At 73.4% G+C, this 25,293-nt stretch carries 27 protein-coding genes; 16 read left to right on the top strand and 11 right to left on the bottom strand.

What is annotated here, in order from left to right; all coding sequences use genetic code 11:
• Positions 1 to 39: 39 nt before the first annotated feature.
• Entirely contained in the window at positions 40 to 1,518 is a 1,479-nt protein-coding gene (locus ASG49_RS04760) for a DUF4389 domain-containing protein (protein ID WP_056537715.1), read from the top strand.
• A gap of 35 nt (positions 1,519 to 1,553) precedes the next feature.
• Here ASG49_RS04760 and ASG49_RS04755 read toward each other — a convergent pair whose 3' ends face one another.
• Complete coding sequence (locus ASG49_RS04755) at positions 1,554 to 1,991, bottom strand: pyridoxamine 5'-phosphate oxidase family protein (protein WP_056537712.1); 438 nt, start codon at positions 1,989 to 1,991, stop codon at positions 1,554 to 1,556.
• Positions 1,992 to 2,079: 88 nt separating this feature from the next.
• Here ASG49_RS04755 and arfB point away from each other — a divergent pair, with 88 nt between their 5' ends.
• The 4 genes from arfB (at position 2,080) to ASG49_RS04735 (ending at position 6,440) form a co-directional block, all read left to right on the top strand.
• On the top strand, positions 2,080 to 2,535 hold the full coding sequence (gene arfB, locus ASG49_RS04750; RefSeq protein WP_056537709.1) for an alternative ribosome rescue aminoacyl-tRNA hydrolase ArfB: 456 nt from the start codon (positions 2,080 to 2,082) through the stop codon (positions 2,533 to 2,535).
• Between the two features lie 151 nt (positions 2,536 to 2,686).
• Positions 2,687 to 3,292 carry a 2Fe-2S iron-sulfur cluster-binding protein gene (locus tag ASG49_RS04745; protein ID WP_056537706.1) on the top strand — a complete coding sequence of 202 codons (606 nt, stop codon included), beginning with the start codon at positions 2,687 to 2,689 and terminating at the stop codon, positions 3,290 to 3,292.
• Positions 3,289 to 4,302 (top strand): xanthine dehydrogenase family protein subunit M, encoded by a 1,014-nt coding sequence (locus ASG49_RS04740; protein WP_056537703.1) that lies wholly within the window; start codon positions 3,289 to 3,291, stop codon positions 4,300 to 4,302. The genes ASG49_RS04745 and ASG49_RS04740 overlap by 4 nt, the downstream gene beginning before the upstream one ends.
• The gene (locus ASG49_RS04735) at positions 4,299 to 6,440 is read left to right on the top strand and encodes a xanthine dehydrogenase family protein molybdopterin-binding subunit (protein ID WP_056537699.1); all 2,142 of its coding nucleotides are present in this window, start codon (positions 4,299 to 4,301) and stop codon (positions 6,438 to 6,440) included. The genes ASG49_RS04740 and ASG49_RS04735 overlap by 4 nt, the downstream gene beginning before the upstream one ends.
• 3 nt (positions 6,441 to 6,443) lie before the next feature.
• Here ASG49_RS04735 and purE read toward each other — a convergent pair whose 3' ends face one another.
• Positions 6,444 to 6,968: a 5-(carboxyamino)imidazole ribonucleotide mutase gene (gene purE / locus ASG49_RS04730; RefSeq protein ID WP_056537696.1), complete on the bottom strand. Its 525-nt coding sequence runs from the start codon at positions 6,966 to 6,968 to the stop codon at positions 6,444 to 6,446.
• Between the two features lie 49 nt (positions 6,969 to 7,017).
• Positions 7,018 to 8,172 (bottom strand): 5-(carboxyamino)imidazole ribonucleotide synthase, encoded by a 1,155-nt coding sequence (locus ASG49_RS04725; RefSeq protein ID WP_082533778.1) that lies wholly within the window; start codon positions 8,170 to 8,172, stop codon positions 7,018 to 7,020.
• A 55-nt stretch (positions 8,173 to 8,227) separates the two neighbouring features.
• On the opposite strand from ASG49_RS04725, the gene ASG49_RS04720 reads away from it, so the two are divergent.
• A complete protein-coding gene (locus ASG49_RS04720; RefSeq protein WP_056537693.1) occupies positions 8,228 to 8,800 on the top strand; it encodes an NYN domain-containing protein in 573 nt (190 codons plus the stop codon).
• 18 nt (positions 8,801 to 8,818) lie between these two features.
• Here ASG49_RS04720 and ASG49_RS04715 read toward each other — a convergent pair whose 3' ends face one another.
• Genes ASG49_RS04715 through ASG49_RS04705 form a run of 3 tightly spaced genes read right to left on the bottom strand, consistent with a single transcriptional unit; the run spans position 8,819 to position 11,118 of the window.
• Positions 8,819 to 9,775 (bottom strand): adenylate/guanylate cyclase domain-containing protein, encoded by a 957-nt coding sequence (locus tag ASG49_RS04715; RefSeq protein WP_056537689.1) that lies wholly within the window; start codon positions 9,773 to 9,775, stop codon positions 8,819 to 8,821.
• On the bottom strand, positions 9,762 to 10,262 hold the full coding sequence (locus tag ASG49_RS04710; protein ID WP_056537686.1) for a PH domain-containing protein: 501 nt from the start codon (positions 10,260 to 10,262) through the stop codon (positions 9,762 to 9,764). The genes ASG49_RS04715 and ASG49_RS04710 overlap by 14 nt, the downstream gene beginning before the upstream one ends.
• A gap of 55 nt (positions 10,263 to 10,317) precedes the next feature.
• Positions 10,318 to 11,118, bottom strand: coding sequence for a biotin--[acetyl-CoA-carboxylase] ligase (locus tag ASG49_RS04705; protein WP_056537683.1), 801 nt, complete (start codon positions 11,116 to 11,118; stop codon positions 10,318 to 10,320).
• Positions 11,119 to 11,189: 71 nt separating this feature from the next.
• Between ASG49_RS04705 and ASG49_RS04700 the strand changes: the two genes are divergently transcribed.
• The 3 genes from ASG49_RS04700 to ASG49_RS04690 all read left to right on the top strand — a co-directional run bounded on the left by ASG49_RS04700 (position 11,190) and on the right by ASG49_RS04690 (position 13,790).
• Entirely contained in the window at positions 11,190 to 12,818 is a 1,629-nt protein-coding gene (locus ASG49_RS04700) for an acyl-CoA carboxylase subunit beta (RefSeq protein WP_056537681.1), read from the top strand.
• 188 nt (positions 12,819 to 13,006) lie between these two features.
• A complete protein-coding gene (locus ASG49_RS19570; protein ID WP_235561901.1) occupies positions 13,007 to 13,183 on the top strand; it encodes an acyl-CoA carboxylase epsilon subunit in 177 nt (58 codons plus the stop codon).
• 1 nt (position 13,184) lies between these two features.
• The gene (locus ASG49_RS04690; protein WP_056537679.1) at positions 13,185 to 13,790 is read left to right on the top strand and encodes a nucleoside triphosphate pyrophosphatase; all 606 of its coding nucleotides are present in this window, start codon (positions 13,185 to 13,187) and stop codon (positions 13,788 to 13,790) included.
• 708 nt (positions 13,791 to 14,498) lie between these two features.
• Here ASG49_RS04690 and ASG49_RS04685 read toward each other — a convergent pair.
• Both ASG49_RS04685 and ASG49_RS04680 read right to left on the bottom strand, forming a co-directional pair.
• Complete coding sequence (locus tag ASG49_RS04685) at positions 14,499 to 15,671, bottom strand: acyl-CoA dehydrogenase family protein (protein ID WP_056537677.1); 1,173 nt, start codon at positions 15,669 to 15,671, stop codon at positions 14,499 to 14,501.
• Positions 15,672 to 15,705: 34 nt separating this feature from the next.
• On the bottom strand, positions 15,706 to 16,176 hold the full coding sequence (locus tag ASG49_RS04680) for a MarR family winged helix-turn-helix transcriptional regulator (RefSeq protein WP_056537675.1): 471 nt from the start codon (positions 16,174 to 16,176) through the stop codon (positions 15,706 to 15,708).
• A 122-nt stretch (positions 16,177 to 16,298) separates the two neighbouring features.
• Between ASG49_RS04680 and ASG49_RS04675 the strand changes: the two genes are divergently transcribed.
• The 5 genes from ASG49_RS04675 to ASG49_RS04655 all read left to right on the top strand — a co-directional run bounded on the left by ASG49_RS04675 (position 16,299) and on the right by ASG49_RS04655 (position 20,767).
• Positions 16,299 to 16,742 (top strand): OsmC family protein, encoded by a 444-nt coding sequence (locus ASG49_RS04675; protein WP_056537672.1) that lies wholly within the window; start codon positions 16,299 to 16,301, stop codon positions 16,740 to 16,742.
• Positions 16,743 to 16,830: 88 nt separating this feature from the next.
• The gene (gene deoC / locus ASG49_RS04670; RefSeq protein ID WP_200936197.1) at positions 16,831 to 17,823 is read left to right on the top strand and encodes a deoxyribose-phosphate aldolase; all 993 of its coding nucleotides are present in this window, start codon (positions 16,831 to 16,833) and stop codon (positions 17,821 to 17,823) included.
• A 2-nt stretch (positions 17,824 to 17,825) separates the two neighbouring features.
• Entirely contained in the window at positions 17,826 to 19,268 is a 1,443-nt protein-coding gene (locus ASG49_RS04665; RefSeq protein WP_056537669.1) for an aldehyde dehydrogenase family protein, read from the top strand.
• Positions 19,265 to 20,122, top strand: coding sequence for an aldehyde dehydrogenase (locus tag ASG49_RS04660; protein WP_056537666.1), 858 nt, complete (start codon positions 19,265 to 19,267; stop codon positions 20,120 to 20,122). The genes ASG49_RS04665 and ASG49_RS04660 overlap by 4 nt, the downstream gene beginning before the upstream one ends.
• Positions 20,123 to 20,767 (top strand): uridine kinase, encoded by a 645-nt coding sequence (locus ASG49_RS04655; RefSeq protein WP_235561900.1) that lies wholly within the window; start codon positions 20,123 to 20,125, stop codon positions 20,765 to 20,767.
• Here the strand turns inward: ASG49_RS04655 and ASG49_RS04650 are convergent.
• A complete protein-coding gene (locus ASG49_RS04650; RefSeq protein WP_056537663.1) occupies positions 20,724 to 21,497 on the bottom strand; it encodes a helix-turn-helix transcriptional regulator in 774 nt (257 codons plus the stop codon). The genes ASG49_RS04655 and ASG49_RS04650 overlap by 44 nt on opposite strands.
• 224 nt (positions 21,498 to 21,721) lie before the next feature.
• Positions 21,722 to 22,819 (bottom strand): adenosine deaminase, encoded by a 1,098-nt coding sequence (locus ASG49_RS04645; RefSeq protein WP_056537660.1) that lies wholly within the window; start codon positions 22,817 to 22,819, stop codon positions 21,722 to 21,724.
• A 66-nt stretch (positions 22,820 to 22,885) separates the two neighbouring features.
• On the opposite strand from ASG49_RS04645, the gene ASG49_RS04640 reads away from it, so the two are divergent.
• Positions 22,886 to 23,338, top strand: coding sequence for a MaoC family dehydratase (locus tag ASG49_RS04640; RefSeq protein WP_056537657.1), 453 nt, complete (start codon positions 22,886 to 22,888; stop codon positions 23,336 to 23,338).
• Positions 23,339 to 23,468: 130 nt separating this feature from the next.
• Complete coding sequence (locus tag ASG49_RS04635; RefSeq protein WP_056537652.1) at positions 23,469 to 23,783, top strand: EthD family reductase; 315 nt, start codon at positions 23,469 to 23,471, stop codon at positions 23,781 to 23,783.
• Between the two features lie 183 nt (positions 23,784 to 23,966).
• Here ASG49_RS04635 and ASG49_RS04630 read toward each other — a convergent pair whose 3' ends face one another.
• The gene (locus ASG49_RS04630; protein ID WP_056537649.1) at positions 23,967 to 25,253 is read right to left on the bottom strand and encodes a thymidine phosphorylase; all 1,287 of its coding nucleotides are present in this window, start codon (positions 25,251 to 25,253) and stop codon (positions 23,967 to 23,969) included.
• Positions 25,254 to 25,293 lie beyond the last annotated feature (40 nt).

The following is a 25,293-nucleotide window of genomic DNA, read 5'->3' as shown; positions in this document are numbered from 1 at the left end:
TCACCAGGATCGAGGTGCGACCGACGACAGGAGCTCCCCATGACCACGACCGCCTATCCCGTGCACGTCGACGCCGACCTCGACCCGGGGGTGGGGCGCTGGCTGTGGCTGTTCAAGTGGCTGCTGGTGCTGCCCCACTACGTCGTGCTGGCGTTCCTCTGGCTCGCCTTCACGCTGCTGAGCGTGGTGGCGTTCGTGGGCATCCTGGTCACCGGCCGCTACCCGCGCGGCGTCTTCGAGTTCAACGTCGGCGTGCTGCGGTGGAGCTGGCGCGTGGCCTACTACGCCTACGGCGCGCTGGGCACCGACCGCTACCCGCCGTTCACGCTGCACGACGTCGCCGACTACCCCGCACACCTCGAGGTCGACTACCCCGAGCACCTCTCCCGCGGGCTGGTGCTCGTGAAGTGGTGGCTGCTCGCCATCCCGCACTACGTCGTGGTGGGTCTCCTCGTCAGCGGCACGTGGTGGGTCGCCACCGACGACCGGGGCGAGCCCGTCGCGTGGGGAGCGGGCCTGATCGGCCTGCTGGTGCTGGTCGCAGGCGTCACCCTGCTCGTCACCGGCCGCTACCCGCAGCCGCTCTTCGACCTCGTCCTCGGCCTCAACCGCTGGGTGCTCCGGGTCGCGGGCTACGCCGGCCTGATGACCGACCGCTACCCGCCGTTCAGCCTCGTCCAGGGCGGCCACGAGGGCCGAGAGGCCACGCTCGTGCTGCCGCCCACCCGGGGTCCGTCCGGGCCCACCGGTCCCACCGGGCCAGATGCCCCCGTGGCGGGTGCGCCCTCCGACCGCCCGCCACGGGCCCACCACCCCTCCGGGTGGACCGCGGGACGCGTGGTGTCGGTGACCCTCGGCGCCCTCGTGGTCACGCTGTCCCTGGGGTTCGCCGTCCCCTTCGGTGCCCTCGTGGCGGCCGAGGTGGGGGCCCGCGACGCCGACGGCTTCGTGACGAGCGAGGTGCAGCCGCTGCGCAGCCCGACGTACGCCGTGGCCTCGACCAACCTCGCCCTGCACGTCGACGCGCCCCCCGCGCTCACCCCCGAGGCGCTGCTCGGCGACACCCGGCTGACCGTCACCCCGTCCACCGACGAGCCGGTCTTCGTGGGGATCGCGCCGACCGCTGCGGTCGCGGACTACCTGCGGGGCGTGGAGCGCGACGTCGTGACCGGGATGAGCGGCGACCGACCGCTGCTGGAGCGCTCCGGCGGCGACCGGCCCACGACCCTGCCCGAGGAGGCCGGGATCTGGACGGCGCGCAGCACCGGCACCGGGCCGCAGCGCCTGACCTGGACGCCCCAGGACGGCGACTGGACCGTGGTCGTCATGAACGCCGACGCCAGCGCGGGGGTCGACGTGGGCGCGGCCGCCGGTGCCGAGGTCCCTGCGCTCCGCCCGGTCATGTGGACGCTGCTCGGGCTGGCCTCGGGGGCGCTGCTGCTCGGCGGCCTCCTCGTGCTGCTGCCCCTGCGCGCCGTGTCCCGCGACACCGGCGCTCGGGCGGCCCGAGCGCCCTGACCCCGACGTGGACCCGGCGGGGACCGGCGAGGCCGCTACCCGACGCTGCGTCCCGTCACCCGGTCGAGCGGGACGGCGAGGACGAGGGCGTGGTCGCCGGGCACCCACGAGACGCCGCGGGAGACCTCGGCGGCGTCCAGCACGTGGGGGTCCTCGACCACCCGCGCCGTGCCGCGGACCAGGACGCTCCAGGCCGAGCGGGAGGTCGGTGCGTGGTAGTCGACCTCGAACACGACCTCGGCGTCCGCCCCGGCCAGCTGCGCGAGGGTCCCCGACCTCGAGGTGCGCAGCACCACGGCGTCGCCCACGACCCGGTAGTTGACCGGCAGCAGCACCGGCCCGTCGCGCCCCGTGAAGGCGATCCGCCCCACGGTCGTCGCGGACAGCAGCTCCAGGCACCGCTGCCGGGGCAGGACGTCGAAGCTGGGCGGCCGTGGTACGGCCGTGCGGGCGGTGAGGTCGGTCTCGGCCATGGACCAAGCCGAACCCGTCGGCGTCGCTCGCACCAGGGGCGAAGGTCCCGCCCTGCGGCGGCGGGCCGCGCGCCCTAGCCTGGTCCCCATGGTCTCGGTGGACGGCGGGCGCGGCGTGGGCGCCGGGCTGCAGCTGCGACCCGGACCGGGCGTGCCGTCGGGGCTGACCGTGCCGGAGGGCGACCTCGTCGAGCGGTTCAGCCGGTCCTCGGGCCCGGGAGGACAGTCGGTCAACACCACCGACAGCCGGGTGGAGGTGCTGCTCGACCTGACGACGACGAGTGCCCTCTCGGACGCGCAGCGCGAGCGCGTCGTACGCACCCTCGGGCCGCGGCTCGCGGTCACCGCCTCCGAGCACCGCTCGCAGCACCGCAACCGGCTCGCGGCCCGCCAGCGCCTGGCCGACCGGCTGCGCGAGGCCCTCGCCCCGCCCCCGCTCCCCCGCGTGCCGACCAAGCCCACCCGTGGCTCCCAGCGCCGCCGGGCCGAGGGCAAGAAGCGCCGCTCCCAGGTCAAGCAGCTGCGCGGTCGGGTCCGGGACTGACCGACCGACCCGCCGCTGCCGGTTTCCCAGGTGATGAAGGGAAACCGCCTCCTCACACACGGTGCGACGTGTGCAGAGAGGCGGTTCGGGTTCATCACCTGGGAAACCGGCCCCCCGTGAGCCGCCCCCGGGGCTGGGTACTCGCCCTCCCGTGACCACCCAGACCGGAACCTCCCCCCAGGACACCGGCCACCACCTCACGCTGACCGTCGACGGTCGGGCGCACGAGGTCGAGGTCGACGTCCGCTCCACGCTCCTGGACACGCTGCGCGAGCGGCTCGGCGTCACCACCGTCAAGAAGGGGTGCGACCACGGCCAGTGCGGCTCGTGCACCGTGCTCCTCGACGGCCGACGCCACCTGACCTGCCTCAGCCTGGCCGTGCAGCACGACGGCGCCGAGCTGACCACCGCCGACGGTCTCGCCGCCACCGAGGGTGGCGGGGAGGGTGACCTGCACCCCGTGCAGCAGGCCTTCCTCGACCGCGACGCCTACCAGTGCGGCTACTGCACGCCGGGCCAGGTCTGCTCGGCCGTCGGCGCGCTGGACGAGCTCAAGCAGGGCCACCCCTCCCACGTCACCGACGACCTCGAGGCCGAGGTCGACCTCGACGACGACCACCTCGACGACGAGCTGCGGGAGCGGATGAGCGGCAACCTGTGCCGCTGCGGCGCCTACGTCAACATCCTCGCCGCCATCAAGGACGCCGCCGGCGTCGCGACGGACGGCCCCACCACCACCGAGGAGGCGGCCCGATGAGGACCTTCACCTACGTCCGGCCCGACGACGTCGCGAGTGCCGTCGAGGCCGTGGCCGCCGATGCCGAGGCGCGCTTCGTCGCCGGCGGCAGCAACCTGGTCGACCACCTCAAGCTCGGGGTCGCGCGGCCCGGCACGCTCGTCGACGTCACCCGGCTCGGGCTCGACGCGATCGAGCCCCACGAGGGCGGCCTGCGCGTCGGGGCCAACGTGCGCAACAGCGACCTCGCCGCGCACCCGGTGGTGCGGCAGCGCTACCCGGCCGTCGCCCGCGCCCTGCTCGCGGGCGCCTCGGGCCAGATCCGGCACCAGGCCACCACCGCCGGCAACCTGCTCCAGCGCACCCGCTGCGTCTACTTCCAGGACGTCACCACGCCCTGCCACAAGCGCGAGCCCGGCAGCGGCTGTTCCGCGATCGAGGGCTACGGCCGCTACAACGCGATCCTCGGCGCCTCGGGGTCGTGCGTGGCCGTCCACCCCTCCGACCTCGCGGTCGCGCTGACCGCGGTCGACGCCGTGGTGGTCGTGCAGGGTCCCGGCGGGGAGCGGCGGGTCCCGATGACCGAGCTGCACCGCCTGCCCGGCGACCGGCCGCAGGACGACACCGTGCTCGAGCACGGCGACCTGGTCACGGCCGTCGAGCTGCCCGACTCCCCCGTGGCCGGGCTCTCGACCTACTACAAGGCGCGCGACCGGGCGTCGTACGCCTTCGCGCTGGTCTCCGTCGCCGCCGCCGTCGACCTCGACGGCGACACCGTGCGCGACCTCCGCGTCGTGTGGGGCGGGGTGGCCCACCGACCCTGGCGCGCCACCACCCTCGAGGACCGGCTGCGCGGGCAGCGGCTCACCGAGGAGACCATCGCCGCCGCGGCCGACGCCGAGCTGGCCGACGCCGTCACCGGCGCGGACAACGCCTACAAGCCCGCCATGGTGCGCGGCGCCACCGTCCACGCGCTGACCGGCCTCGCCCGCCGGGCCGGCGCCGCCACGACCGAGGGGATCGACGCATGAGCATCACCCAGGAGCCCAGCAGCCGCACGGCGCGGCCGATCGAGGCCCGCGAGATGGGCCGTTCCGTCGTACGCCGCGACGGGCGCGCCAAGGTCACCGGCACCGCGACGTACGCCGCCGAGCACGCGCAGGACGCGCTCCACGCCGTCGTCGTGCAGTCGACAATCGCCAAGGGCCGGGTCACCTCCGTCGACGCGACGCAGACCCTTGCCCAGCCCGGCGTCGTCGAGGTCCTCGACCACACCAGCGCTCCGCGCCTGGACAAGACCGACGACCGCGAGCTGGCCGTCCTCCAGGACGACCGGGTCGGCTTCCGCGGCCAGGTCGTCGCCGTCGTGCTGGCCGAGTCGCTCGAGGTCGCCCGCGAGGGCGCCGCGCTCGTCGAGGTCTCCTACGACACGCAGCAGCACCACGTCGAGTTCACGCCCGAGGCGGCGACCGACGCCCCGGAGAAGGTCAACGCCGGCTACCCCACCGACACCGACGTCGGCGACCTCGACGCGGCGATGGCCGAGGCGACCGTGACGGTCGAGCAGACCTACTCCACGCCCTACCACCACAACAACCCGATGGAGCCCCACGCGACCATCGCGCTCTGGGACGAGGGCGCCGACCGGCCGCTGGTGCTGCACGACTCGACCCAGGGCGTCCACCCCGTCGCCAAGACCCTCGCTCCTCTGTTCGGCCTCGAGCAGGCGCAGGTGCAGGTGCTGGCGCCGTACGTCGGTGGCGGGTTCGGCTCCAAGGGCCTGCCCCACTGCCACGAGGTCGTCGCCGCGCTCGCCGCGAAGGCGGTGCCCGGCCGCTCGGTCAAGCTGGTGCTGACCCGGCAGCAGCTGTTCGCGCTGGCCGGCTACCGCACCGCGACCGTCTCCCGGATGCGGCTCGGGGCCGACCGCGACGGCCGGATCTCGGCCGTCGGCCACGAGGTGCTCGAGCAGACCTCGGCCATCAAGGAGTTCGCGGAGCAGACGGCCACCATCAGCCGGATGATGTACGCCGGGGAGCACCGCCGCACCAGCCACCGGCTGGCCCGGCTCGACGTGGCCGTGCCGTCGTGGATGCGCGCGCCGGGCGAGCTGCCGGGTGCTCACGCGCTCGAGGTGGCGATGGACGAGCTCGCCGTCGCCGCCGGCGTCGACCCGGTCGCGCTGCGGGAGCTCAACGACCCGCCGCGCAGCCCCGAGGACGACCAGCCCTGGAACGACCGTCGCCTGGTCGACTGCCTGCACCGCGGCGCCGAGCGCTTCGGCTGGGCCTCGCGCATCGACGCCCCCCGCTCGACCCTGGACGGCGACTGGTGGGTGGGCACCGGCGTGGCATCGGCCACCTACCCGACGTACGTCATGCCGGGCAACCAGGCGCGGGTCGTGGCCCTCGAGGGCGGCCGCTACCGCGTCGAGGTCGGCGCCGTCGACATCGGCACCGGCGCCTGGACCGTGCTGGCCCAGGTCGCGGCCGACGCGCTCGGCTGCCCGGTCGCCTCGGTCGACGTCGAGATCGCGAGCACCGACCTGCCCGCGGCCACGGTGGCGGGAGGATCGGCCGGCACCAGCTCGTGGGGTGGCGCGATCGCGGCCGCGGTCGAGCAGCTCCGCGAGGACCACGGCGAGCACCCCAGCCCCGGCGCCGAGAGCACCGCGGGCGGCGAGGCCGACCCGCGGCAGCAGGAGCACGCGATGCACTCCTTCGGCGCGGTCTTCGCCGAGGCGCGGGTGCACCGCTGGACCGGCGAGATCCGGGTGCCCCGGATGCTCGGCGTCTACTCCGTCGGGCGGATCATCAACCCGGTCCTGGCTCGCTCGCAGTTCCTCGGCGCGATGACGATGGGCCTGGGGGCGGCGCTGTTCGAGGAGTCCGTGCGTGACCCGCGGTTCGGCCACGTCGTGACCCAGGACCTGGCGAGCTACCACGTCGCCTCGCACGCCGACGTCCACGACCTCCAGGTCGAGTGGCTCGACGAGTCCGACACCCTCGCGACCCCGATGGGCTCGCGCGGCATCGGCGAGATCGGCATCGTCGGCACCTCTGCGGCGGTCGCCAACGCGACCTTCCACGCGACCGGGGTGCGGGTGCGCTCGCTGCCGCTGACCGCCGACCGGTTCCTGGCCGCGCCCGCGGAGCTGCCCGGACGCTGAGGGCTAGAAGCCCGTACGCCGCCCGCCCGACGCGGCGTCGCGCACGACCTGGCCCTTGGCGTGCGCGGCGTCGCGCAGGCGCGCCTGGAACTCGACCATCCGCTGCTGCAGTCCGGCGTCGGAGGCGGCCAGGATGCGCACGGCCAGCAGCCCGGCGTTGCGGGCGTTGCCGACGGCGACCGTCGCGACCGGGACGCCGGCGGGCATCTGCACGATGGAGAGCAGCGAGTCCATGCCGTCGAGGTACTTCAGCGCGACCGGCACGCCGATCACGGGCAGCGGCGTGACCGCGGCGAGCATGCCCGGCAGGTGGGCGGCACCGCCGGCACCCGCGACGATGACCTGGATCCCGCGGCCGGCGGCCTCGCGGCCGTAGGCCAGCATCTCGTCGGGCATCCGGTGCGCCGAGACCACGTCGGCCTCGAAGGCGACGTCGAACTCCGCGCACGCCTCGCCGGCCGCCTGCATCGTCGGCCAGTCGGAGTCGGACCCCATCACGATGCCCACGCGGGGCTGCTGGTCGCTCATCCGGGGTCCCCGGTGCGACGCGAGCGCAGCGAGTGTCGTGCTGGGGTGGTCATTCGGACTCCTCACCGAGGTCGCCGGCGAACCACGCCGCGGCGTGGCGGGCGCGCTCGAGGCAGTCCTCGAGATCGTCGCCGTAGGCGTTGACGTGGCCGACCTTGCGACCGGGCCGCAACTCCTTGCCGTAGAGGTGCACCCGGAGGCGGGGGTCGCGGGCCATGGCGTGGGGGTAGCCGTCGTACAGCCTGCCCGTCTCGCGCTCGCCGCCGAGGATGTTGACCATCACCGTCCAGCGCTCGCGGGCGTCGGGCGCCCCGAGCGGCAGGTCAAGCACGGCCCGCAGGTGGTTCTCGAACTGGCTGGTGACCGCACCGTCCTGGGTCCAGTGGCCGGTGTTGTGCGGCCGCATCGCCAGCTCGTTGACGAGGATCCGCCCGTCGTGGGTCTCGAACAGCTCGACGGCCAGCACGCCGGTCACCCCCAGCTCGCCGGCGATCCGCATCGCGGCCCGCTGCGCCTCCACGGCGAGCTCCGGGTCGAGGTCGGGGGCCGGCGCGACCACCTCGTGGCAGATGCCGTCGCGCTGGGTGGAGGCCACGACCGGCCAGACCGCCAGCTGGCCCGAGGGCGAGCGCGCGACCAGCGCCGACAGCTCGCGGCGAAAGTCGACGCGCTCCTCGGCCAGGACGGTGCGGCCCTGCTCGGCGGCGGTGGCGAAGACCGCCTCGGCCTCCTCGGCGCTGCCGACGAACCACACGCCCTTGCCGTCGTAGCCCCCGCGGGTCGTCTTGAGCACGCACGGCAGCCCGAACGCCTCGACGTCGGCGACCGAGGCCACCACGGCGTTGCGCGGGCACGGCACGTCGAGCTCGGCGAGCCGGGCACGCATCACGGCCTTGTCCTGGGCGTGCACCAGCGCGTCGGGCCCCGGGCGCACCGGCAGCGTGCCCTCGAGGGCGTGCAGGTGGTCGGTCGGGACGTGCTCGTGGTCGAAGGTGACCACCGCGCAGCCCTCGGTGACGCGACGCAGCGTGTCGAGGTCGGTGTAGTCGCCGACGGAGTGGTCGGGCACGACCTGCGCGGCGCTGACCCCCTCGGCCTCGGCGAGCAGGCGGAGCGGGATGCCGAGCGCGGCCGCCGGCTCGGCCATCATGCGGGCGAGCTGGCCGCCCCCGATCACGGCGACGGTGGGAGCGAGGGTTGCCACGCGGTGACCCTACCGATCCGGGGTCGTCGGGGTCTGCCGGGCATAGGGTCGGCCCATGAGCGGTGGCGGCAGCGAGAGCGCGCGCACGACGTACGTCCTGGTCGACGGCGAGAACATCGACGCCACCCTCGGGGCGTCGGTCTTCGGCCGGCGGCCCAACCCCGAGGAGCGGCCCCGCTGGGAGCGCCTGCTGACGTACGCCGAGGCGCAGTGGGGCCAGCCGGTCAGCGGACTGTTCTTCCTGGCGGTCAAGGACGAGCTGCCGATGAGCTTCGTGCAGGCGCTGATCAGCATCGGCTACCGCCCGGTGCCGCTGCGGGGCGGTCCGGCCGAGAAGGTCGTCGACATCGCCATCCAGCGCACCCTCGAGGCGCTGCGCGACCGCGACGACGACGTCGTCCTGGTCAGCAACGACGGCGACTTCATCCCGCAGATGGAGGAGCTGGTCGGCACCCGCCGCGTCGGCCAGATGGCCTTCCAGGAGTTCCGCAACGCCGGCTTCCGGGCGCTGGAGGCCCGCGGGCTGGAGTTCCTCGACCTGGAGTACGACGTCAACGCCTTCAAGACGAGGCTGCCGCGCATCCGCGTCCTCGCCATCGAGGAGTTCGACCCCGCCGACTTCCTGTGAGGTGCTCGGCGGGCCTGGTCAGGCCGGGCTGCGGCGTACGGCGACGGGCTGCAGGTCGCCGAAGCCCCGCACCGGTCGCGCGGGCAGCGTGCGCATCTCGAAGCGGTCCGTCGGCAGCACCGAGGCGGTGTGCACGTCGGTGATCACCCGGTTGCGGCGCGCCACCCCGGTGAGCCGCGCGGCCAGGTTGACCGCGGGGCCGTAGACGTCGCCCATCCGCATCACCACCGAGCCGGTGACCAGGCCGACGCGCACGTCGGGCAGCCGCTTGTCGCCGCCGATGACCTTGACGATGTCCCACGCGATCTCCACCGCGTCGCTGGGCGTCGGGGCGATGAAGAGCACCGAGTCGCCGAGGGTCTTGACCACCCGACCGCGCCAGCGCGAGACGACGTCGTGGCTGCGGCCCTCGAAGACCTCGACGAGGTCGCCGATCTCGTCGTCGCGGAGCCGGTTGGTCAGCGCGCTGAAGCTGACGAGGTCGGCGAACCCGACCGTGGCCTCGGCGACCTGCTCGTCGGCGGCCTCGACGGACTCGACGCGGGCGACCGCGGCCACGAGGTGGCGGCGCCAGACGTAGGCGAGCAGCGCCTCGAAGTCGGGCCCGATGTCCCGGATCAGCCGCAGCGCCTCCTCGGTGCGGGGCTCCTCGCCCTCGTGGCGCTCCAGCGCGGTGGCCATGGTCGCCACCTCCCACTCGGCCAGCCGGTCCATGGTCTGCCCCAGGGCGCGCGTCATCCGCAGCACCGTCTCGAAGTCGATGCTGCCCTCCCCCAGGATCGAGGCGACCCGGTGCAGCGCCTCCTCGTCGGCGGCGCCGAACGCCGCGCTGCCCCCGGCCTCGGGGAACCCCAGCGCCCGCCAGAGCCGCTGCGACTGCTCGCGGGTCAGGCCCGCGCGCGCCGAGATCTCCTCGCCGGTGAGTCCGGGGACGGCGCCGAGGATCGCGCGCTCGAGGTCCTCAGGCGTCGTCATGCGGCCTCGAGGAGCGGTAGAGCTGCCGGCTGACGGCGAGCTGGGTCTGCTCGACCCGGGGGATGTCGGGCAGCCGGATCCCCATCTCGCTGGCGTCGGAGATGACCAGCGTGCCGCAGCCCAGGGCCCGGTCGAGCAAGCCCTTCTCGTAGGTGATGTCGCTGATCCGGTTGAGCTGGATGTCGTGGCCGGTGCGGGTCAGCAGCCCGGTGCGGGTGATCAGCCGCCGGTCGGTGAAGACGTAGGTCGTCGAGAGCCAGCGCAAGAAGGGCAGCACGCTCCGCCACAGCACCACCAGCAGCGCCACGACCCAGATCACCAGGCGCCAGGTGCCGGCACGCTCGCCGCTGGGCAGGGTGCTCAGGAACCCCGCCAGGCCCGCCACCACGACCAGCACCAGCGCGGGGAGCAGCAGCGCCTTGACGTGGGTGCGGGTGCCCACGAGGACCCGCTCGCCGTCGTCGAGGAGCTTGGAGGAGATCACCACAGCGCGATCATGCCACCGCCGTGGGGGGCCTCGGGGGGCTTGCGGCGCGCTCCCGTCACGAGGCGTCGGTGGGGCGGACGTGGACCACGTCCCCGGCGCCCAGGTGCTGCTCGCCCGAGGCGGTGCGGACCACCAGCTGGCCGTCCGCGTCGACGTCGACGGCCTCGCCCAGCACCTCCCCGCCCGGCACGGTGACGCGCACCTCCCGACCGAGGGTCGAGCACTCCCCGACGTACGCCGCCCGCAGGTCCTCGCCCCCGGCCCACCCCTCCAGCAGCCCGTCGAGCTCCTCGACCAGCGCGCCCAGCACCGTGGCCCGGTCGACGTCGGCGGCTCCGGCCAGCGCGAGCGAGGTCGCCTCGGGCACGGGCAGCTCGTCGGCCGTCTGGGTGCAGTTCAGGCCGATCCCGATCACGGCGGCGGGCGTGCCGTCGCGGTCGACCCGCTCGAGCAGGATGCCGCCGAGCTTGCGACCGTCGTCGGCGAGCACGTCGTTGGGCCACTTCAGCGCCACGTCGACCCCCGTCGTGCGGCGTACGGCGGCCGCGGTGGCCAGCCCGGTCGCCAGCGGCAGCCAGCCCCACCGGACGGGGGCGACGTCGGCGGCGGGCACGAGCAGGAAGGACACCGTCAGCGAGCTGCGGGCCGGGCTGACCCACTCGCGCCCGAGCCGGCCGCGGCCCGCGGTCTGGTGCTCGGCCACCAGCACCAGTCCCTCGGCCTCGCCCGCGGCGTACCGCTGCGCGACGTCGGCGTTGGTCGACCCGGAGCTCTCCACCACCTCCACCCGCCAGCGGCCGGTGGCGCCCACGGCGGCCGCGTCGAGGGGTGGGCGGCGTGGCTGCTCGGCGTTCATGCCGTCTAGATTGGCGCACGCACGCGAGGCTGGCCAGGACACGGCCGCGACGACCCACGAGGAGCCCGACGTTGAGCGCACAACCCGGTGAAGGCACGGACGTCCCCGAGGACATCGACATCCACACCACCCAGGGCAAGCTGGCCGACCTCCAGCGGCGCATCGACGAGGCCGTCCACGCCGGCTCGGCCAAGGCCGTGGAGAAGCAGCACGCCAAGGGCAAGCAGACCGCCCGCGAGCGCATCGAGATGCTCTTCGACGAGGGCTCCTTCGTCGAGCTCGACGAGCTGGCCCGGCACCGCTCGGTCGCCTTCGGGCTGGAGAAGAACCGGCCCTACGGCGACGGCGTGATCACCGGCTACGGCACCATCGACGGCCGTCAGGTGTGCGTGTTCTCCCAGGACTTCACCGTCTTCGGCGGCTCGCTGGGCGAGGTCTACGGCGAGAAGATCACCAAGGTGATGGACCTCGCCATGAAGACCGGCTGCCCCATCATCGGCATCAACGAGGGCGCCGGCGCCCGCATCCAGGAGGGCGTGGTCTCCCTCGGGCTCTACGGCGAGATCTTCCGCCGCAACGTGCACGCCTCGGGCGTCATCCCGCAGATCAGCCTGATCATGGGCTCCTGCGCCGGCGGCCACGTCTACTCCCCCGCCGTCACCGACTTCACCGTGATGGTCGACGGCACCTCCAACATGTTCATCACCGGCCCCGACGTCATCAAGACCGTCACCGGCGAGGACGTCACGATGGAGGACCTCGGCGGCGCCCGTGCCCACAACACCAAGTCGGGCAACGCCCACTACATGGGCACCGACGAGGCCGACGCCCTGGAGTACACCAAGGCGCTGCTGTCCTACCTCCCGCAGAACAACATGGACGAGCCCCCGACGTACGACGACCCCGCCTCGATGGAGGTCTCCGACGAGGACCGCGAGCTCGACACCGTCATCCCCGACGGCGCCAACCAGCCCTACGACATGAAGACCGTCATCGCGGGTGTCGTCGACGACGGCGAGTTCCTGGAGGTGATGGAGCTCTTCGCGCCCAACATCGTGGTCGGCTACGGCCGGGTCGAGGGCACGTCGGTCGGCGTCGTGGCCAACCAGCCGATGCAGTTCGCCGGCACCCTCGACATCGACGCCTCCGAGAAGGCCGCGCGCTTCGTGCGCACCTGCGACGCCTTCAACATCCCGGTGCTCACCTTCGTCGACGTGCCCGGCTTCCTGCCCGGCACCGACCAGGAGTGGAACGGCATCATCCGGCGCGGCGCCAAGCTGATCTACGCCTACGCCGAGGCCACCGTCCCGCTCGTCACGATCATCACCCGCAAGGCCTACGGCGGCGCCTACGACGTGATGGGCTCCAAGCACCTCGGCGCCGACATCAACCTCGCCTGGCCGACCGCGCAGATCGCGGTGATGGGCGCGCAGGGCGCGGCCAACATCGTCTACCGCAAGGAGCTGAAGGCGATCGCCGACGACGGCGGCTCCTCCGACGCGGTCGACCAGCGCCGCGCCGAGCTGATCGCGGAGTACGAGGACACGCTGGCCAACCCCTACGTCGCCGCCGAGCGCGGCTACGTCGACGCGGTCATCGCGCCCCACGAGACCCGCATCGAGGTGGTCCGGGCGCTGCGGCTGCTGGCCACCAAGCGCGCGACGCTGCCGCCCAAGAAGCACGGGAACATCCCGCTGTGAGCGGGTCGTCGGTGTCGTCGGGGTCGCGCTCGTCGGTCGGGCCCAGGTCGTCGGGCTCGTCGGGCTCGTCGGTCGAGCCCGGGTCATCCGGCTCGTCGGTCGAGCCCGGGTCATCCGGCTCGTCGGTCGAGCCCGGGTCGCCGGGCTCGTCGGTCGAGCCCGTCGAGACCACGCCGCTCCTGCGCGTCGTGTCCGGCAACCCCTCGCCCGAGGAGCTCGCGGCCCTGGTCGCGGTCGTCGCGGCCGCCGGGTCGGGCGGCGCGTCCGACTCCCCCGCACCCCGTTCGGAGTGGTCGGCCCGCCACCGCCTGGTGCGCGGTCCGCACCGCCACGGACCCGGCGCCTGGCGCGCCAGCGCCCGCTGACGTGGCCCGCGTCCCCAAGCTCGTCCTCGCCTCCGCCTCCCCGGCGCGGCTGAAGACGCTCCGCGACGCCGGGCTGTCGCCCGAGGTCGTGGTCAGCGGCGTCGACGAGGACTCCGTGCCCAAGACCGGCCCGGCCGACTTCACGATGCGCCTGGCCCAGCTCAAGGCCGTCGCGGTCGCCTCGCACGAGAAGCGCGCCCTGGTCATCGGCTGCGACTCCGTGCTCTCCATCGACGGCGAGATCCTGGGCAAGCCCGGCACCGAGGCCGAGGCCACCCGCCGCTGGCAGCAGATGCGCGGCCGCTCCGGCGTCCTGCACACCGGCCACTGCGTCATCGACACCCACCGCGAGGTCTGGCTGGCCCGGTCGACGGCCACCCAGGTGCGCTTCGCCCACGTCACCGACGAGGAGATCGCGGCGTACGTCGCCACCGGCGAGCCCCTCGCCGTCGCCGGCGCCTTCACCCTCGACGGCCTCGGCGGCGCCTTCGTCTCCGGCGTCACCGGCGACCCTCACAACGTCGTCGGCATCAGCCTCCCCCTCCTGCGCCTGATGTTCGACGAGCTCGGCTTCACCTGGACGGACTTCTGGTCTGCTCCGGGGTGACGAGGGCAGTTTCCCCGGCTGGCCGGTGAAACTGCCCGTGAGTGGGACGCCAGGGTCGTCGACAGGTCCGGTCGAGGACGCTCACCTGCCAGTGAGATGCCGTACGTCGGCCGTTGCCCTCCACTGCCACACCAGCGTCGTCGCAGGGTCCCCGGCGCGACGCTGACGTGGCACTCGTCGGACGTACGCCGAACCAGCCGGTCAGCGGGTCGGCGCACGGACAACTCGGCTGGGCAGTTTCCCCGGCTGGCCGGTGAAACTGCCCGCGAGTGGGACGCAGGGTCGTCGACAGGGCCGGTCGGCGACGCACACGTCCCACCGAGATGCCGTACGTCGACCGATGCCCCGCCACTGCTACACCAGCGTCGTCGCACGGCCCCCGGCGCGACGCTGACGCGGCACTCGTCCGACGTACGCCGACCCGGCAGGCCCGCGGGTCGGCGTACGGACAGCTCGGGGGGCAGTTTCCCCGGCTGGCCGGTGAAACTGCCCGTGAGTGGGACAACAGCGTCGCCTACACGGCCGGTCGAGGACGCACACGCCCCACCGACACGTCGTACGCCGATCGCCGCCCCCGCCGCCCCAGCGTCATCGGACGTACGCCGCCCCGCGAGCGGACGACGCACGTGGACGACCGGGCCCCAGCAGCCCACCAACCCCCGACCCGTCCAAGTCCGGGCGGACGAGCGCGCCGGGGAGCTCGACCCCCTACTCGACCGGGAGCCCCAGCCCTCGCGCGATCAGCATCCGCTGCACCTCGGAGGTCCCCTCGCCGATCTCGAGGACCTTGGCGTCCCGGTAGAAGCGGGCGACGGGGTACTCCTCCATGAAGCCGTAGCCGCCGAAGACCTGCGTGGCGATCCGGGTGGCGGTGACGGCCGACTCGGTGGAGTAGAGCTTGGCGACGGCCGCCGCCTGCTTGAACTGCTTCATCGGGGCGCCGGCGTCCTTGAGGGCCGCGGCGCGGTAGGTCAGGCCGCGGCTGGCGTGGAGCATCACCTCGAGGTCGGCGATCTGGAAGGCGACGCCCTGCTTGCGGCCGATCGGGCCGCCGAAGGTCTGGCGCTCCCCCGCGTAGGCCAGCGCCATGTCGAGGCAGGCCTGGATGCAGCCGACCGAGAGCGCCGAGATGGCGACGCGGCCGTCGTCGAGGGTGGCGAGGAACTGCGCGTAGCCGCGGCCCCGCTCGCCGAGCAGGTGGTCCTCGGGCACGCGGGCGTCGGCGAAGGACAGCGGGTGGGTGTCCGAAGCGTGCCAGCCGAGCTTGTCGCAGGCCTTCTCGGCGGTGAAGCCGGGCGTGCCGCTGGGCAGCATGATCGCCGAGATCTCCGGACGGCCGTCGGGCCGCTCGCCGGTGCGGGCGGTCACGGTGACCACACTGGTGACCGAGGAGCCGGAGTTGGTGATGAACTGCTTGGCGCCGTTGACGACCCACTCGCCGCCGTCGAGCTCGGCCCTGGTGCGGGTGGCGCCGGCGTCGGAGCCCGCGCCGGGCTCGGTCAGCCCGAAGCCGGCGAGCGCGGTGCCGGCGACGAGGTCGGGCAGCCAGCGCTCCTTCTGGGCCTGGGTGCCGTACTCCAGGAGCGGGTTGATGCCGAGTCCGACGCCCGCCTGGAGCGTGATGCCGAGCGACTGGTCCACGCGGCCGATCTCCTCGATCGCCACGCACAGCGAGGTGAAGTCGCCGTCCTCGCCCGCGCCGCCGAACTCCTCCGGAGCGGTCAGGCCGAACAGCCCGAGCTGCCCCATCGAGGCCACCACGTCGACCGGGAAGTGGTGGTCGCGGTCCCACTGCGCGGCGTGGGGGGCGATCTCCTTCTCGGCGAAGTCACGCACGACGCGACGGAACGACTCGTGGTCCTCGGAGAGCTCGAAGGTCATGCGGGGCATCGTAGCCCCGCGAGGTTAGCGATCGCTAACCTCGCGCGGGCGGTTCCGCGGCACGACGAACGGCGCGGGTCAGCCGCACCAGGGAGGCCTGCAGGGCCCGGAACTCCGCGTCGTCGAGGCCGACCGCGTCGCCGACCTTGCACTGCACGTCGTCGAACCGCAGCCGCAACCGGCGGCCCTCCGGGGTCAGCGCCACCTCGACCCGGCGCTCGTCGGCGGTGCTGCGACGCCGGGTCAGCAGCCCGGCCTGCTCCATGCGCCGCAGCAACGGGGTGAGCGTGCCGTGGTCGAGCTCGAGGTCGTGGCCGATCTGCTTCACCGCCACCGCGCCCTCGGCGGGCAGCGCCACGAGCACGAGGTACTGCGGGTAGGTCAGGCCCAGCTCGTCGAGCAGCGGCCGGTAGAACGCCGTGACCGCGCGCGACGCGGCGTACAGGTCGAAGCACAGCAGCTCGTCGAGGCCGCGCACCTGTGCGTCGCCGGTCGTCACGCTCATGAAGACCTCCGTGGAGAAAGTTTTCCGCTGAACTACTTGTGCGCCCATCTTAACGTGCCTACGATTATCTTGTGCACAAGACAAGTGCACGGGACCTCATCCCCGACCCGAAGGAGAGCACCATGCCCACTCGTACCGCTCGCACCGCCTGGAACGGCTCGCTGCAGGAGGGCTCGGGCCAGGTCGAGCTCAGCAGCTCCAAGGTCGGCACCTACGACGTCTCCTTCCCCAAGCGCGCGGCCGACGAGGCCGGGGGCACCACCAGCCCCGAGGAGCTCATCGCCGCGGCGCACTCGTCCTGCTACGCCATGCAGCTCTCCGCGCTGATCGCCGAGGCCGGCGGCACCCCGCAGTCGCTCGACGTGACCGCCGAGGTCTCGCTCGGCCCGGACAAGGCCGACGGCGGCTTCAAGCTGACCGGCATCAAGCTCACCGTCGTCGGTGAGGTCGAGGGCCTCGACGCCGCGGGCTTCGAGAAGGCCGCGCAGGACGCCAAGGCCGGCTGCCCCGTGAGCAAGGCGCTGACCGGCGTCGAGATCACGCTGGACGCGTCGCTCGAGGGCTGACCCTCCCCGCGGGACACCCCGCCCCCTGACGCCGGACCCGGGCCACCACCGATGTGCGCCCGGGTCTGGCCTCACCTACGATCGCTCGGTGACTCCCACGGACGCCCCGGCCGACCTGGCTGCGGCCGCACCGGCCCCGCTGCTCGACGCCACGTCCTCCGACGCCGCGCTGCGCCGCTTCCTGCACGGCCTCCCCGGGGTCGACCAGGTCGGTGCCGAGCAGCGTGCCGCCGGCCTCGGCACCCGCTCGATCAAGGCCGCCTCCAAGGCGTACGCCGTCGACCTCGCCATCTCGATGGTCGACCTGACCACGCTGGAGGGCTCGGACACCCGCGGCAAGGTCCGCGCGCTGTCGGCCAAGGCCCAGCGGCCCGACCCCACCGATCCCACCTGCCCCGCGACCGCGGCGGTGTGCGTCTACCCCGACATGGTCCCCCACGCCGTCGACGCCCTCAGGGGCTCCGGCGTGCACGTCGCGTCGGTCGCGACCGCCTTCCCGAGCGGCCGCGCCGCGCTCGACGTCAAGCTGGCCGACACCCGTGACGCCGTCGAGGCCGGGGCCGACGAGATCGACATGGTCATCGACCGCGGCGCGTTCCTCACCGGCCGCTACCTCGACGTCCACGACGAGATCGTGGCGGTCAAGGAGGCCTGCGCCCTGCCGAACGGGCAGAGCGCCCACCTCAAGGTGATCCTCGAGACCGGCGAGCTCCAGACCTACGACAACGTACGCCGGGCCAGCTGGCTGGCGATGATGGCCGGAGCCCACTTCATCAAGACCTCGACCGGCAAGGTGCAGCCCGCGGCCACCCTCCCGGTGACGCTGGTGATGCTCGAGGCGGTGCGCGACTACCGCCTCGCCACCGGCCAGCAGGTGGGCGTCAAGCCCGCCGGCGGCATCCGCACCACCAAGGACGCGGTCAAGCACCTCGTGATGGTCAACGAGGTCGCCGGCCCCGACTGGCTGGACCCCGACTGGTTCCGCTTCGGCGCCTCCAGCCTGCTCGACGACCTGCTGATGCAGCGCACCAAGCTGACCACCGGCCGCTACAGCGGTCCCGACTACGTGACGATGGACTGACGATGGCCACCTTCGAGTACGCCCCCGCCCCCGAGTCGCGGTCGGCGGTGACGCTGCGGGCGTCGTACGGCCTGTTCGTGAACGGCGAGTTCGTCGACGGACGCGGCACGCCGTTCAAGACCACCGACCCCGCCACCGAGGAGGTGCTCGCCGAGGTCGCCGAGGCCGACGAGCGCGACGTCGACGACGCGGTCAAGGCCGCCCGGCGGGCGCACACCCGGGTGTGGTCGCGGATGAGCGGCAGCGAGCGCGGCAAGTACCTCTTCCGGATCGCCCGGCTGGTGCAGGAGCGGGCCCGCGAGATCGCGGTGCTGGAGACCCTCGACAACGGCAAGCCGATCAAGGAGGCGCGCGACGTCGACGTGCCGACGGCCGCCGCGCACTTCTTCTACTACGCCGGCTGGGCCGACAAGCTCGAGCACGCCGGCCTCGGCACCCGTCCGGAGTCCCTCGGCGTCGCCGGCCAGGTGATCCCGTGGAACTTCCCGTTCCTGATGCTGGCCTGGAAGGTCGCACCCGCGCTGGCCGCCGGCAACACGGTCGTGCTCAAGCCCGCCGAGACCACGCCGCTGACCGCGCTGCTGTTCGCCGAGATCTGCCAGCAGGCCGACCTGCCCCCGGGCGTGGTCAACATCGTGACCGGCGCCGGCGCGACCGGCCACGCGGTGGTCTCGCACGACGACGTCGACAAGGTGGCCTTCACCGGCTCGACCGAGGTCGGCAAGGCGATCGCGCGCAGCGTCGCCGGGACCACCAAGAAGGTGACGCTCGAGCTCGGCGGCAAGGCCGCCAACATCGTCTACGACGACGCCCCGGTCGACCAGGCCGTCGAGGGCATCGTCGACGGCATCTTCTTCAACCAGGGCCACGTCTGCTGCGCCGGCTCGCGGCTGCTCGTCCAGGAGTCGGTGGCCGAGGAGGTCCTCGAGCGGCTCAAGCGCCGGATGGCCACCCTGCGGGTCGGCGACCCGCTCGACAAGAACACCGACGTCGGCGCGATCAACTCCCCCGAGCAGCTCGGTCGCATCCAGGAGCTGGTCGGCGTCGGCGAGGCCGAGGGCGCGGAGCGCTGGTCGGCGCCGTGCGAGCTGCCCACCAAGGGCAGCTGGTTCGCCCCGACGCTGTTCACCGGGGTCAGCCAGGCCCACCGGATCGCCCGCGAGGAGATCTTCGGGCCGGTGCTGTCGGTGCTGACCTTCCGGACGCCGCAGGAGGCGGTCGCCAAGGCCAACAACACGCCGTACGGCCTCTCGGCCGGCGTCTGGTCCGACAAGGGCTCGCGCATCCTGTGGACCGCGGCCCGGCTGCGCGCCGGCGTGGTGTGGTCCAACACGTTCAACAAGTTCGACCCGGCCAGCCCGTTCGGCGGCTACCAGGAGTCGGGCTACGGCCGCGAGGGCGGCCGGCACGGCCTGGCCCCCTACCTGAAGGGCAGCGAGCGATGACGCGCGCCGACGTACGCAAGACCTACAAGCTCTACCTCGGCGGGGCCTTCCCCCGCTCGGAGTCGGGGCGCTCCTACGCCGTCGAGGACGCCAAGGGCCGGTTCTGGGCCCACGCGTCCCGGGCCTCGCGCAAGGACGCCCGCGACGCGGTCGTCGCCGCCCGCAAGGCCTTCGACGGCTGGTCCGGCCGCACGGCGTACAACCGGGGGCAGGTCGTCTACCGCGTCGCCGAGGTGCTGGAGAGCCGCCGCGACCAGTTCGAGGCCGAGCTGCGGACCGCCGAGGGGATCACCGCCTCGCGGGCGCGCACCTACGTGGACGCGGCGATCGACCGGCTCGTCTGGTACGCCGGGTGGTCGGACAAGCTCGCCCAGGTGGTCGGGGGCGCCAACCCGGTGTCCGGGCCCTACCTCAACCACTCCGCGCCCGAGCCGACCGGCGTCGTGGCCGTGCTCGCCCCCGCCGGGCCGCTGCTCGGACTGGTCAGCGTGGTCGCCCCGGTGATCGCGACCGGCAACACCTGCGTCGTGGTCGCGAGCCAGCCGCACCCGCTCACCGCGATCACGCTGGGCGAGGTGATGGCGACCTCCGACGTGCCGGCCGGCGTCGTCAACGTGCTCACCGGGCCGCAGGACGAGATCGCGCCGTGGCTGGCCTCCCACATGGACGTCGACGCCATCGATCTCACCGGCGTCGAGGACCCCGAGGCCGCCCGCAACCTGGAGATCGCGGCCGCCGACAACCTCAAGCGCGTCCGCCGCCCGGCCGCGGAGGACTGGCTGGCCACCCCGGGCCTGGACCGGATGACCGACTTCCTGGAGACCAAGACGGTCTGGCACCCGATGGGCCTCTGAGTGCCCGACTCCCCGCTGCTCGCCCGCGTCGTCGTCCTCGCCGGCCCCTCGGGCTCGGGCAAGTCGCGGCTCGCCGAGCGGCTCGGGCTGCCGGTGCTGCGGCTCGACGACTTCTACAAGGACGGCGACGACCCGACGCTGCCGGTGCTCGACCTCGCCGGTGGTGACCCCGTCGTGGACTGGGACGCCCCCGCCTCGTGGAACCACGACGCCGCGGTCCAGGCCCTCGAGGAGCTGTGCCGCACCGGCTCCGTCGACGCGCCGGTCTACGAGATCGCGGCCAACGCCCGCACCGGCCACCGCGTCGTCGAGCTGGCCGGTGCCCCGCTGGTCGTGGCCGAGGGGATCTTCGCGCAGGAGGTGGTCGCGGAGTGCCGGCGTCGCGGGCTGCTCGCCGCGGCGTACTGCGTGACGCAGCACCCGGCCCTCACCTTCGCCCGACGTCTCTCCCGCGACCTGAGCGAGCGCCGCAAGCCGCCGTGGGTGCTGCTGCGGCGAGGGCTGCACCTGCTCCGCGCCCAGCGCGAGGTGGTGTCGCACGCGCGCCGGCTCGGCTGCGAGGTGTGCCGCCCCGAGGAGGCTCGGCTCGCGATCGGCCGGCTCAGGGACCGACCGGGTCCGTCGTCTCCGCCCAGCCGCCGTTGACGCCCCGGCCGCGCATCAGCAGCACCGCCTCCGTGCGGCTGGTGGCCTGCAGCGCGCGCAGGATCGCGCTGACCTCGCGCTCGACCGTGCGGGCCGACAGGTCGAGCAGCCGGGCGATCGACTTGTCCTTCTCGCCGATGCACAGCAGCCGGGCGACGTCGAGCTGACGCCGCGTCAACGGGGGCTGCTCCCCCGGCGCCAGCGCCGGCCGGCACAGCTTGACCGTGGCGTGCCACACGTCGAGCACCGCGGCGATCACCTGGGGCGAGCGGGTGCTCCACGAGACCCGGTTGCCGAACGCGTCGGGCCGGCCGCCGATCAGCGCCGCCGTCTCGTCGATGACCATGGCGCGGAGGAAGACCGGGCCGCTCAGCACCCGCGGGAAGATCGAGCTCAGCAGCGGGTGGGTGCGCAGCGAGTGCGGCGAGGTGATCAGCCGCTGCTCCACCCCGCGGGCCTCCGCGCGCTGCACCAGCTCGACGCCCGGGTCCTCGGGGTCGTAGGAGTAGTCGGGCTGCAGCACCCGGGACACACGGGTCGCCGTCGGCTCGAGCCGCTTCAGCTCGCCGACCAGGGCGCCGAGGCCGACCACCGGCCGCACCTCGTCACCCCCCCGGGCCTTGCTTGCGGCCAGGTCCCCCACGAGACGCTCGACCTCGTCGGACTGCTCGCGCAACCGACGGATGTCAGGCGTCTCCCCGAGAACGTGACCGTGGTCGATGACGTCCATGCAGGGCATGTTCGCAGAATCAGCACGTGGGCAGCACCTTTCCCGCCCGCGCGACGAGACGGCGATCCCCCCGGTCGCCGTCCCACCGCGCGTCCGCGCAGCGCCCGGGACACCGGGACCGCAGCACGGCACGGCCCTCACCCTCTCCGACCGGGGGCCCCGTTGTCGCGCCCGATCGGCCCGATGTCGGATGGTCGCCACGGGCGTGTTGCGGCCCGGGTGGGTCAGTCGCGCAGCGCCTCGGCGTACGCCGGCTTGACGACGTCCTCGATGATCGCGAGCCGCTGGTCGAAGTGGACGAAGGCCGACTTCATGGCGTTGACCGTCACCCAGCGCAGGTCCTCCAGCCCCCACCCGAAGGCCTCGACCAGCGCCTGCATCTCGCGGGTCATCGAGGTGCCGCTCATCAGCCGGTTGTCGGTGTTGACCGTGACGCGGAACTTCAGCCGGGCCAGCAGCCCGATCGGGTGCTCCGCGATCGAGGCGGCGGCACCGGTCTGCACGTTGGAGTGCGGGCACAGCTCGAGCGGCACCCGGCGGTCGCGGACGTAGGAGGCCAGCCGGCCCAGCCGGACCTCGCCGTCGTCGAGCACCTCGATGTCGTCGATCAGGCGCACGCCGTGGCCCAGCCGGTCGGCCCCGCACCACTGCAACGCCTCCCAGATCGAGGGCAGCCCGAACGCCTCGCCGGCGTGGATCGTGAAGTGGGCGTTGCTGCGCTTCATGTGCTCGAAGGCGTCGAGGTGGCGGGTGGGCGGGTAGCCCGCCTCGGCTCCCGCGATGTCGAACCCCACCACGCCGACGTCGCGGTGGGCGACGGCCAGCTCGGCGATCTCGCGTGAGCGGGCCGCGTGCCGCATGGCGGTCAGCAGCTGGCGTACGACGATCGCCCGGCCGCCGCCGGCCGCGACCGCCGTCGTGCCCTCGTCGATGCCGTCCTGCACCGCGCGCACCACCTCGTCGAGGGTCAGCCCGGCGGCGAGGTGCTGCTCGGGGGCGTAGCGCACCTCGGCGTACACCACGCCGTCCGCGGCGAGGTCCTCGACGCACTCCCGGGCGACGCGGCGCAGGTGGTCGGCGCGCTGCATCACCGCGACGGTGTGGTCGAAGGTCTCGAGGTAGCGCGGGAGCGACCCGCTGTCGGCCGACTCGGTGAACCAGCGACCCAGCGACGCGGCGTCGGCGGCGGGCAGGGCGTGGCCCACCTCGTCGGCGAGCTCGACGATCGTGGCCGGCCGCAGACCGCCGTCGAGGTGGTCGTGCAGCAGGACCTTCGGGACGGACCGAATCTGCGCGGTGGTGAGGGCGGTAGGTTCGGCCATGCCGCCATCCAACACCGTCGTCGGGCGAGGCTCGGGACGGGTCGACGCCGAACGGGAGCCACCTGCATGCGCACCTTCAGCACCTTCGAGGAGATCGAGTCCGCCACCGGCGAGGAGGTGGGCACCACCGAGTGGGTGGAGATCACCCAGGAGCGCGTCGACCAGTTCGCCGACGCGACCGGCGACCACCAGTGGATCCACGTGGACGTCGAGAAGGCGAAGGAGGGACCGTTCGGCGGCACCATCGCCCACGGCTACCTCACGCTCTCGCTCATCCCCTGGCTCAGCGCCCAGGTGATCGACCTGCAGACCTCCGGCGCCAAGCTCAACTACGGCGTCAACAAGGTCCGCTTCCCCCACCCGGTCCTCGTCGGCTCCCGGGTGCGCCTGGTCGCGAGCATCGGCTCCATCACCGAGGTCTCCGCCGGCCGCCAGCTCACCTTGAAGTACGTCGTCGAGATCGAGGACCAGGACAAGCCCGCCTGCGTCGCCGAGACCGTCGTGCTGCTGCTCGGCTGACCGAGCGACCCCGGACCACCGGGTAGTCCGAGACGAAAAGCACCGTCGCGGCTCGTCGTACGGTGCTCTTCGTCTCGGACTACCCCGCGAGCGCCTTGTGCCGTCGGGGGGCAGGGGTGAAGGTGGGTCCATGACCTACCAGCTCACCGTCGTGTACGGACACCCTGACGACCCCGCCGCCTTCGACGAGCACTACGCGAGCACGCACGCGCCGCTCGCCGAGAAGGTGCCCGGCCTGCTGTCGTACACCTCCCACAAGGCCGACCCGGGACCGGACGGCTCCCCCGCCGACCACTACCTGGTCGCGGTGCTCACCTTCGCCGACCGCGACGCGTTCGCCGCCGGCTTCGGCGGGCCCGAGGGCAAGGCCGCGGTCGCCGACGTCCCCACCTTCGCCACCGGCGGCGCCACGATGCTGTCGGGCGAGGTCACGACGTACGTCTGAGGGCTCGTGGGCGCCCGCCCGCACCGGGACGTCATACGAGTCGGTGGCTCCGAGCCACGATCCGTATGACGTCCCGGGGGCGTCATCCTTCTCCGAACACCCGGACCCCGTCGTACGGCGTGTCGCGTACCGTGCGTTCGGACGAGGGCGGTTTCCCAGGCGGGCCTGGGAAACCGAAGACCCTCAGCCCACCCGGTCGATCACGATCGGCCCGGGCTCGTACGCCGTGCCGGCCGGCGAGACGTCGATGCCGCCCTCCAACGAGGCGAGCGCACGCTCGAACCGGTCGGGCTCGTCGGTGTGCAGCGTGAGCAACGGCTGTCCCTCGGCGACCTCGTCGCCGGGGCGGGCGTGCCACTCGACACCCGCGCCGGCCTGGACCGCGGCGCCCTGGGTGGCGCGGCCGGCACCGAGGCGCCAGGCGGCCATGCCGACGGCCATCGCGTCGAGCCGGGTGAGCACGCCCGAGGCCGGTGCGGTGACCACGTGGGTCTCGCGGGCGGTCGGCAGCGGCGCAGCCGGGTCGCCGCCCTGCGCGGCGATCATCGCGCGCCAGGCGTCGAGCGCCGCACCCGAGGCCAGCACCTCGGCGGGGTCGACGTCGTCGCGGCCGGCGCCGGCGAGCATCTCGCGGGCCAGCGCGAGGGTGAGCTCGACGACGTCGGCGGGGCCACCGCCCTCGAGCACCTCGACCGACTCGCGCACCTCGAGCGCGTTGCCCGCGGTGAGGCCGAGCGGCACCGACATCTCGGTGAGCAGGGCGACGGTGTGGACGCCGGCGTCCTTCCCGAGCGCCACCATGGTCTCGGCGAGCTCGCGGGCACGCTCGAGGTCCTTCATGAACGCGCCGGTGCCGACCTTGACGTCGAGCACCAGCGAGCCGGTGCCCTCGGCGATCTTCTTGCTCATGATCGAGGACGCGATCAGCGGGATCGCCTCGACGGTGCCGGTGACGTCGCGCAGGGCGTAGAGCTTCTTGTCCGCCGGGGCCAGCCCCGACCCCGCGGCGCACACCACGGCGCCGACGTCCTCGAGCTGGCGGAGCATGTCGGCGTTGGAGAGCGAGGCCTGCCAGCCCGGGATCGCCTCGAGCTTGTCGAGGGTGCCGCCGGTGTGGCCCAGACCGCGGCCGGAGAGCTGCGGCACGGCCACGCCGCAGGCCGCGACCAGCGGCGCCAGCGGCAGCGTGATCTTGTCGCCCACGCCACCGGTCGAGTGCTTGTCGGCGGTGGGCCGCGACAGCGAGGAGAAGTCCATCCGCTCTCCGCTGGCGATCATGGCCGCGGTCCACCGGGAGATCTCGCGGCGGTCCATGCCGTTGAGCAGGATCGCCATCGCGAGCGCGGACATCTGCTCGTCGGCCACCTCGCCCCGGGTGTAGGCGTCGACCACCCAGTCGATCTGGCTGTCGCTGAGCTCGCCACCGTCGCGCTTGGCGACGATGACCTCGACGGCGTCGTGCTGGGCCATGGCGGTCCTCCCTGGGGTGCTGCGGACCGACCAACCTACC

This window comes from Marmoricola sp. Leaf446 (assembly GCF_001424755.1).
GTDB lineage: Bacteria > Actinomycetota > Actinomycetes > Propionibacteriales > Nocardioidaceae > Marmoricola.
The sequence above is the reverse complement of the archived record's forward strand: the minus strand, read 5'-3'. Positions and strand labels throughout refer to the sequence as shown.

Coding starts and splice junctions, on each gene's coding strand:
- ASG49_RS04760 (WP_056537715.1), top strand. CDS start 40: ATGACCACGACCGCCTATCCCGTGCACGTCGACGCCGACCTCGACCCG.
- ASG49_RS04755 (WP_056537712.1), bottom strand. CDS start 1,991: ATGGCCGAGACCGACCTCACCGCCCGCACGGCCGTACCACGGCCGCCC.
- arfB (WP_056537709.1), top strand. CDS start 2,080: ATGGTCTCGGTGGACGGCGGGCGCGGCGTGGGCGCCGGGCTGCAGCTG.
- ASG49_RS04740 (WP_056537703.1), top strand. CDS start 3,289: ATGAGGACCTTCACCTACGTCCGGCCCGACGACGTCGCGAGTGCCGTC.
- ASG49_RS04735 (WP_056537699.1), top strand. CDS start 4,299: ATGAGCATCACCCAGGAGCCCAGCAGCCGCACGGCGCGGCCGATCGAG.
- purE (WP_056537696.1), bottom strand. CDS start 6,968: ATGAGCGACCAGCAGCCCCGCGTGGGCATCGTGATGGGGTCCGACTCC.
- ASG49_RS04720 (WP_056537693.1), top strand. CDS start 8,228: ATGAGCGGTGGCGGCAGCGAGAGCGCGCGCACGACGTACGTCCTGGTC.
- ASG49_RS04715 (WP_056537689.1), bottom strand. CDS start 9,775: ATGACGACGCCTGAGGACCTCGAGCGCGCGATCCTCGGCGCCGTCCCC.
- ASG49_RS04705 (WP_056537683.1), bottom strand. CDS start 11,118: ATGAACGCCGAGCAGCCACGCCGCCCACCCCTCGACGCGGCCGCCGTG.
- ASG49_RS04685 (WP_056537677.1), bottom strand. CDS start 15,671: ATGACCTTCGAGCTCTCCGAGGACCACGAGTCGTTCCGTCGCGTCGTG.
- ASG49_RS04680 (WP_056537675.1), bottom strand. CDS start 16,176: ATGAGCGTGACGACCGGCGACGCACAGGTGCGCGGCCTCGACGAGCTG.
- ASG49_RS04675 (WP_056537672.1), top strand. CDS start 16,299: ATGCCCACTCGTACCGCTCGCACCGCCTGGAACGGCTCGCTGCAGGAG.
- ASG49_RS04665 (WP_056537669.1), top strand. CDS start 17,826: ATGGCCACCTTCGAGTACGCCCCCGCCCCCGAGTCGCGGTCGGCGGTG.
- ASG49_RS04660 (WP_056537666.1), top strand. CDS start 19,265: ATGACGCGCGCCGACGTACGCAAGACCTACAAGCTCTACCTCGGCGGG.
- ASG49_RS04650 (WP_056537663.1), bottom strand. CDS start 21,497: ATGGACGTCATCGACCACGGTCACGTTCTCGGGGAGACGCCTGACATC.
- ASG49_RS04645 (WP_056537660.1), bottom strand. CDS start 22,819: ATGGCCGAACCTACCGCCCTCACCACCGCGCAGATTCGGTCCGTCCCG.
- ASG49_RS04640 (WP_056537657.1), top strand. CDS start 22,886: ATGCGCACCTTCAGCACCTTCGAGGAGATCGAGTCCGCCACCGGCGAG.
- ASG49_RS04635 (WP_056537652.1), top strand. CDS start 23,469: ATGACCTACCAGCTCACCGTCGTGTACGGACACCCTGACGACCCCGCC.
- ASG49_RS04630 (WP_056537649.1), bottom strand. CDS start 25,253: ATGGCCCAGCACGACGCCGTCGAGGTCATCGTCGCCAAGCGCGACGGT.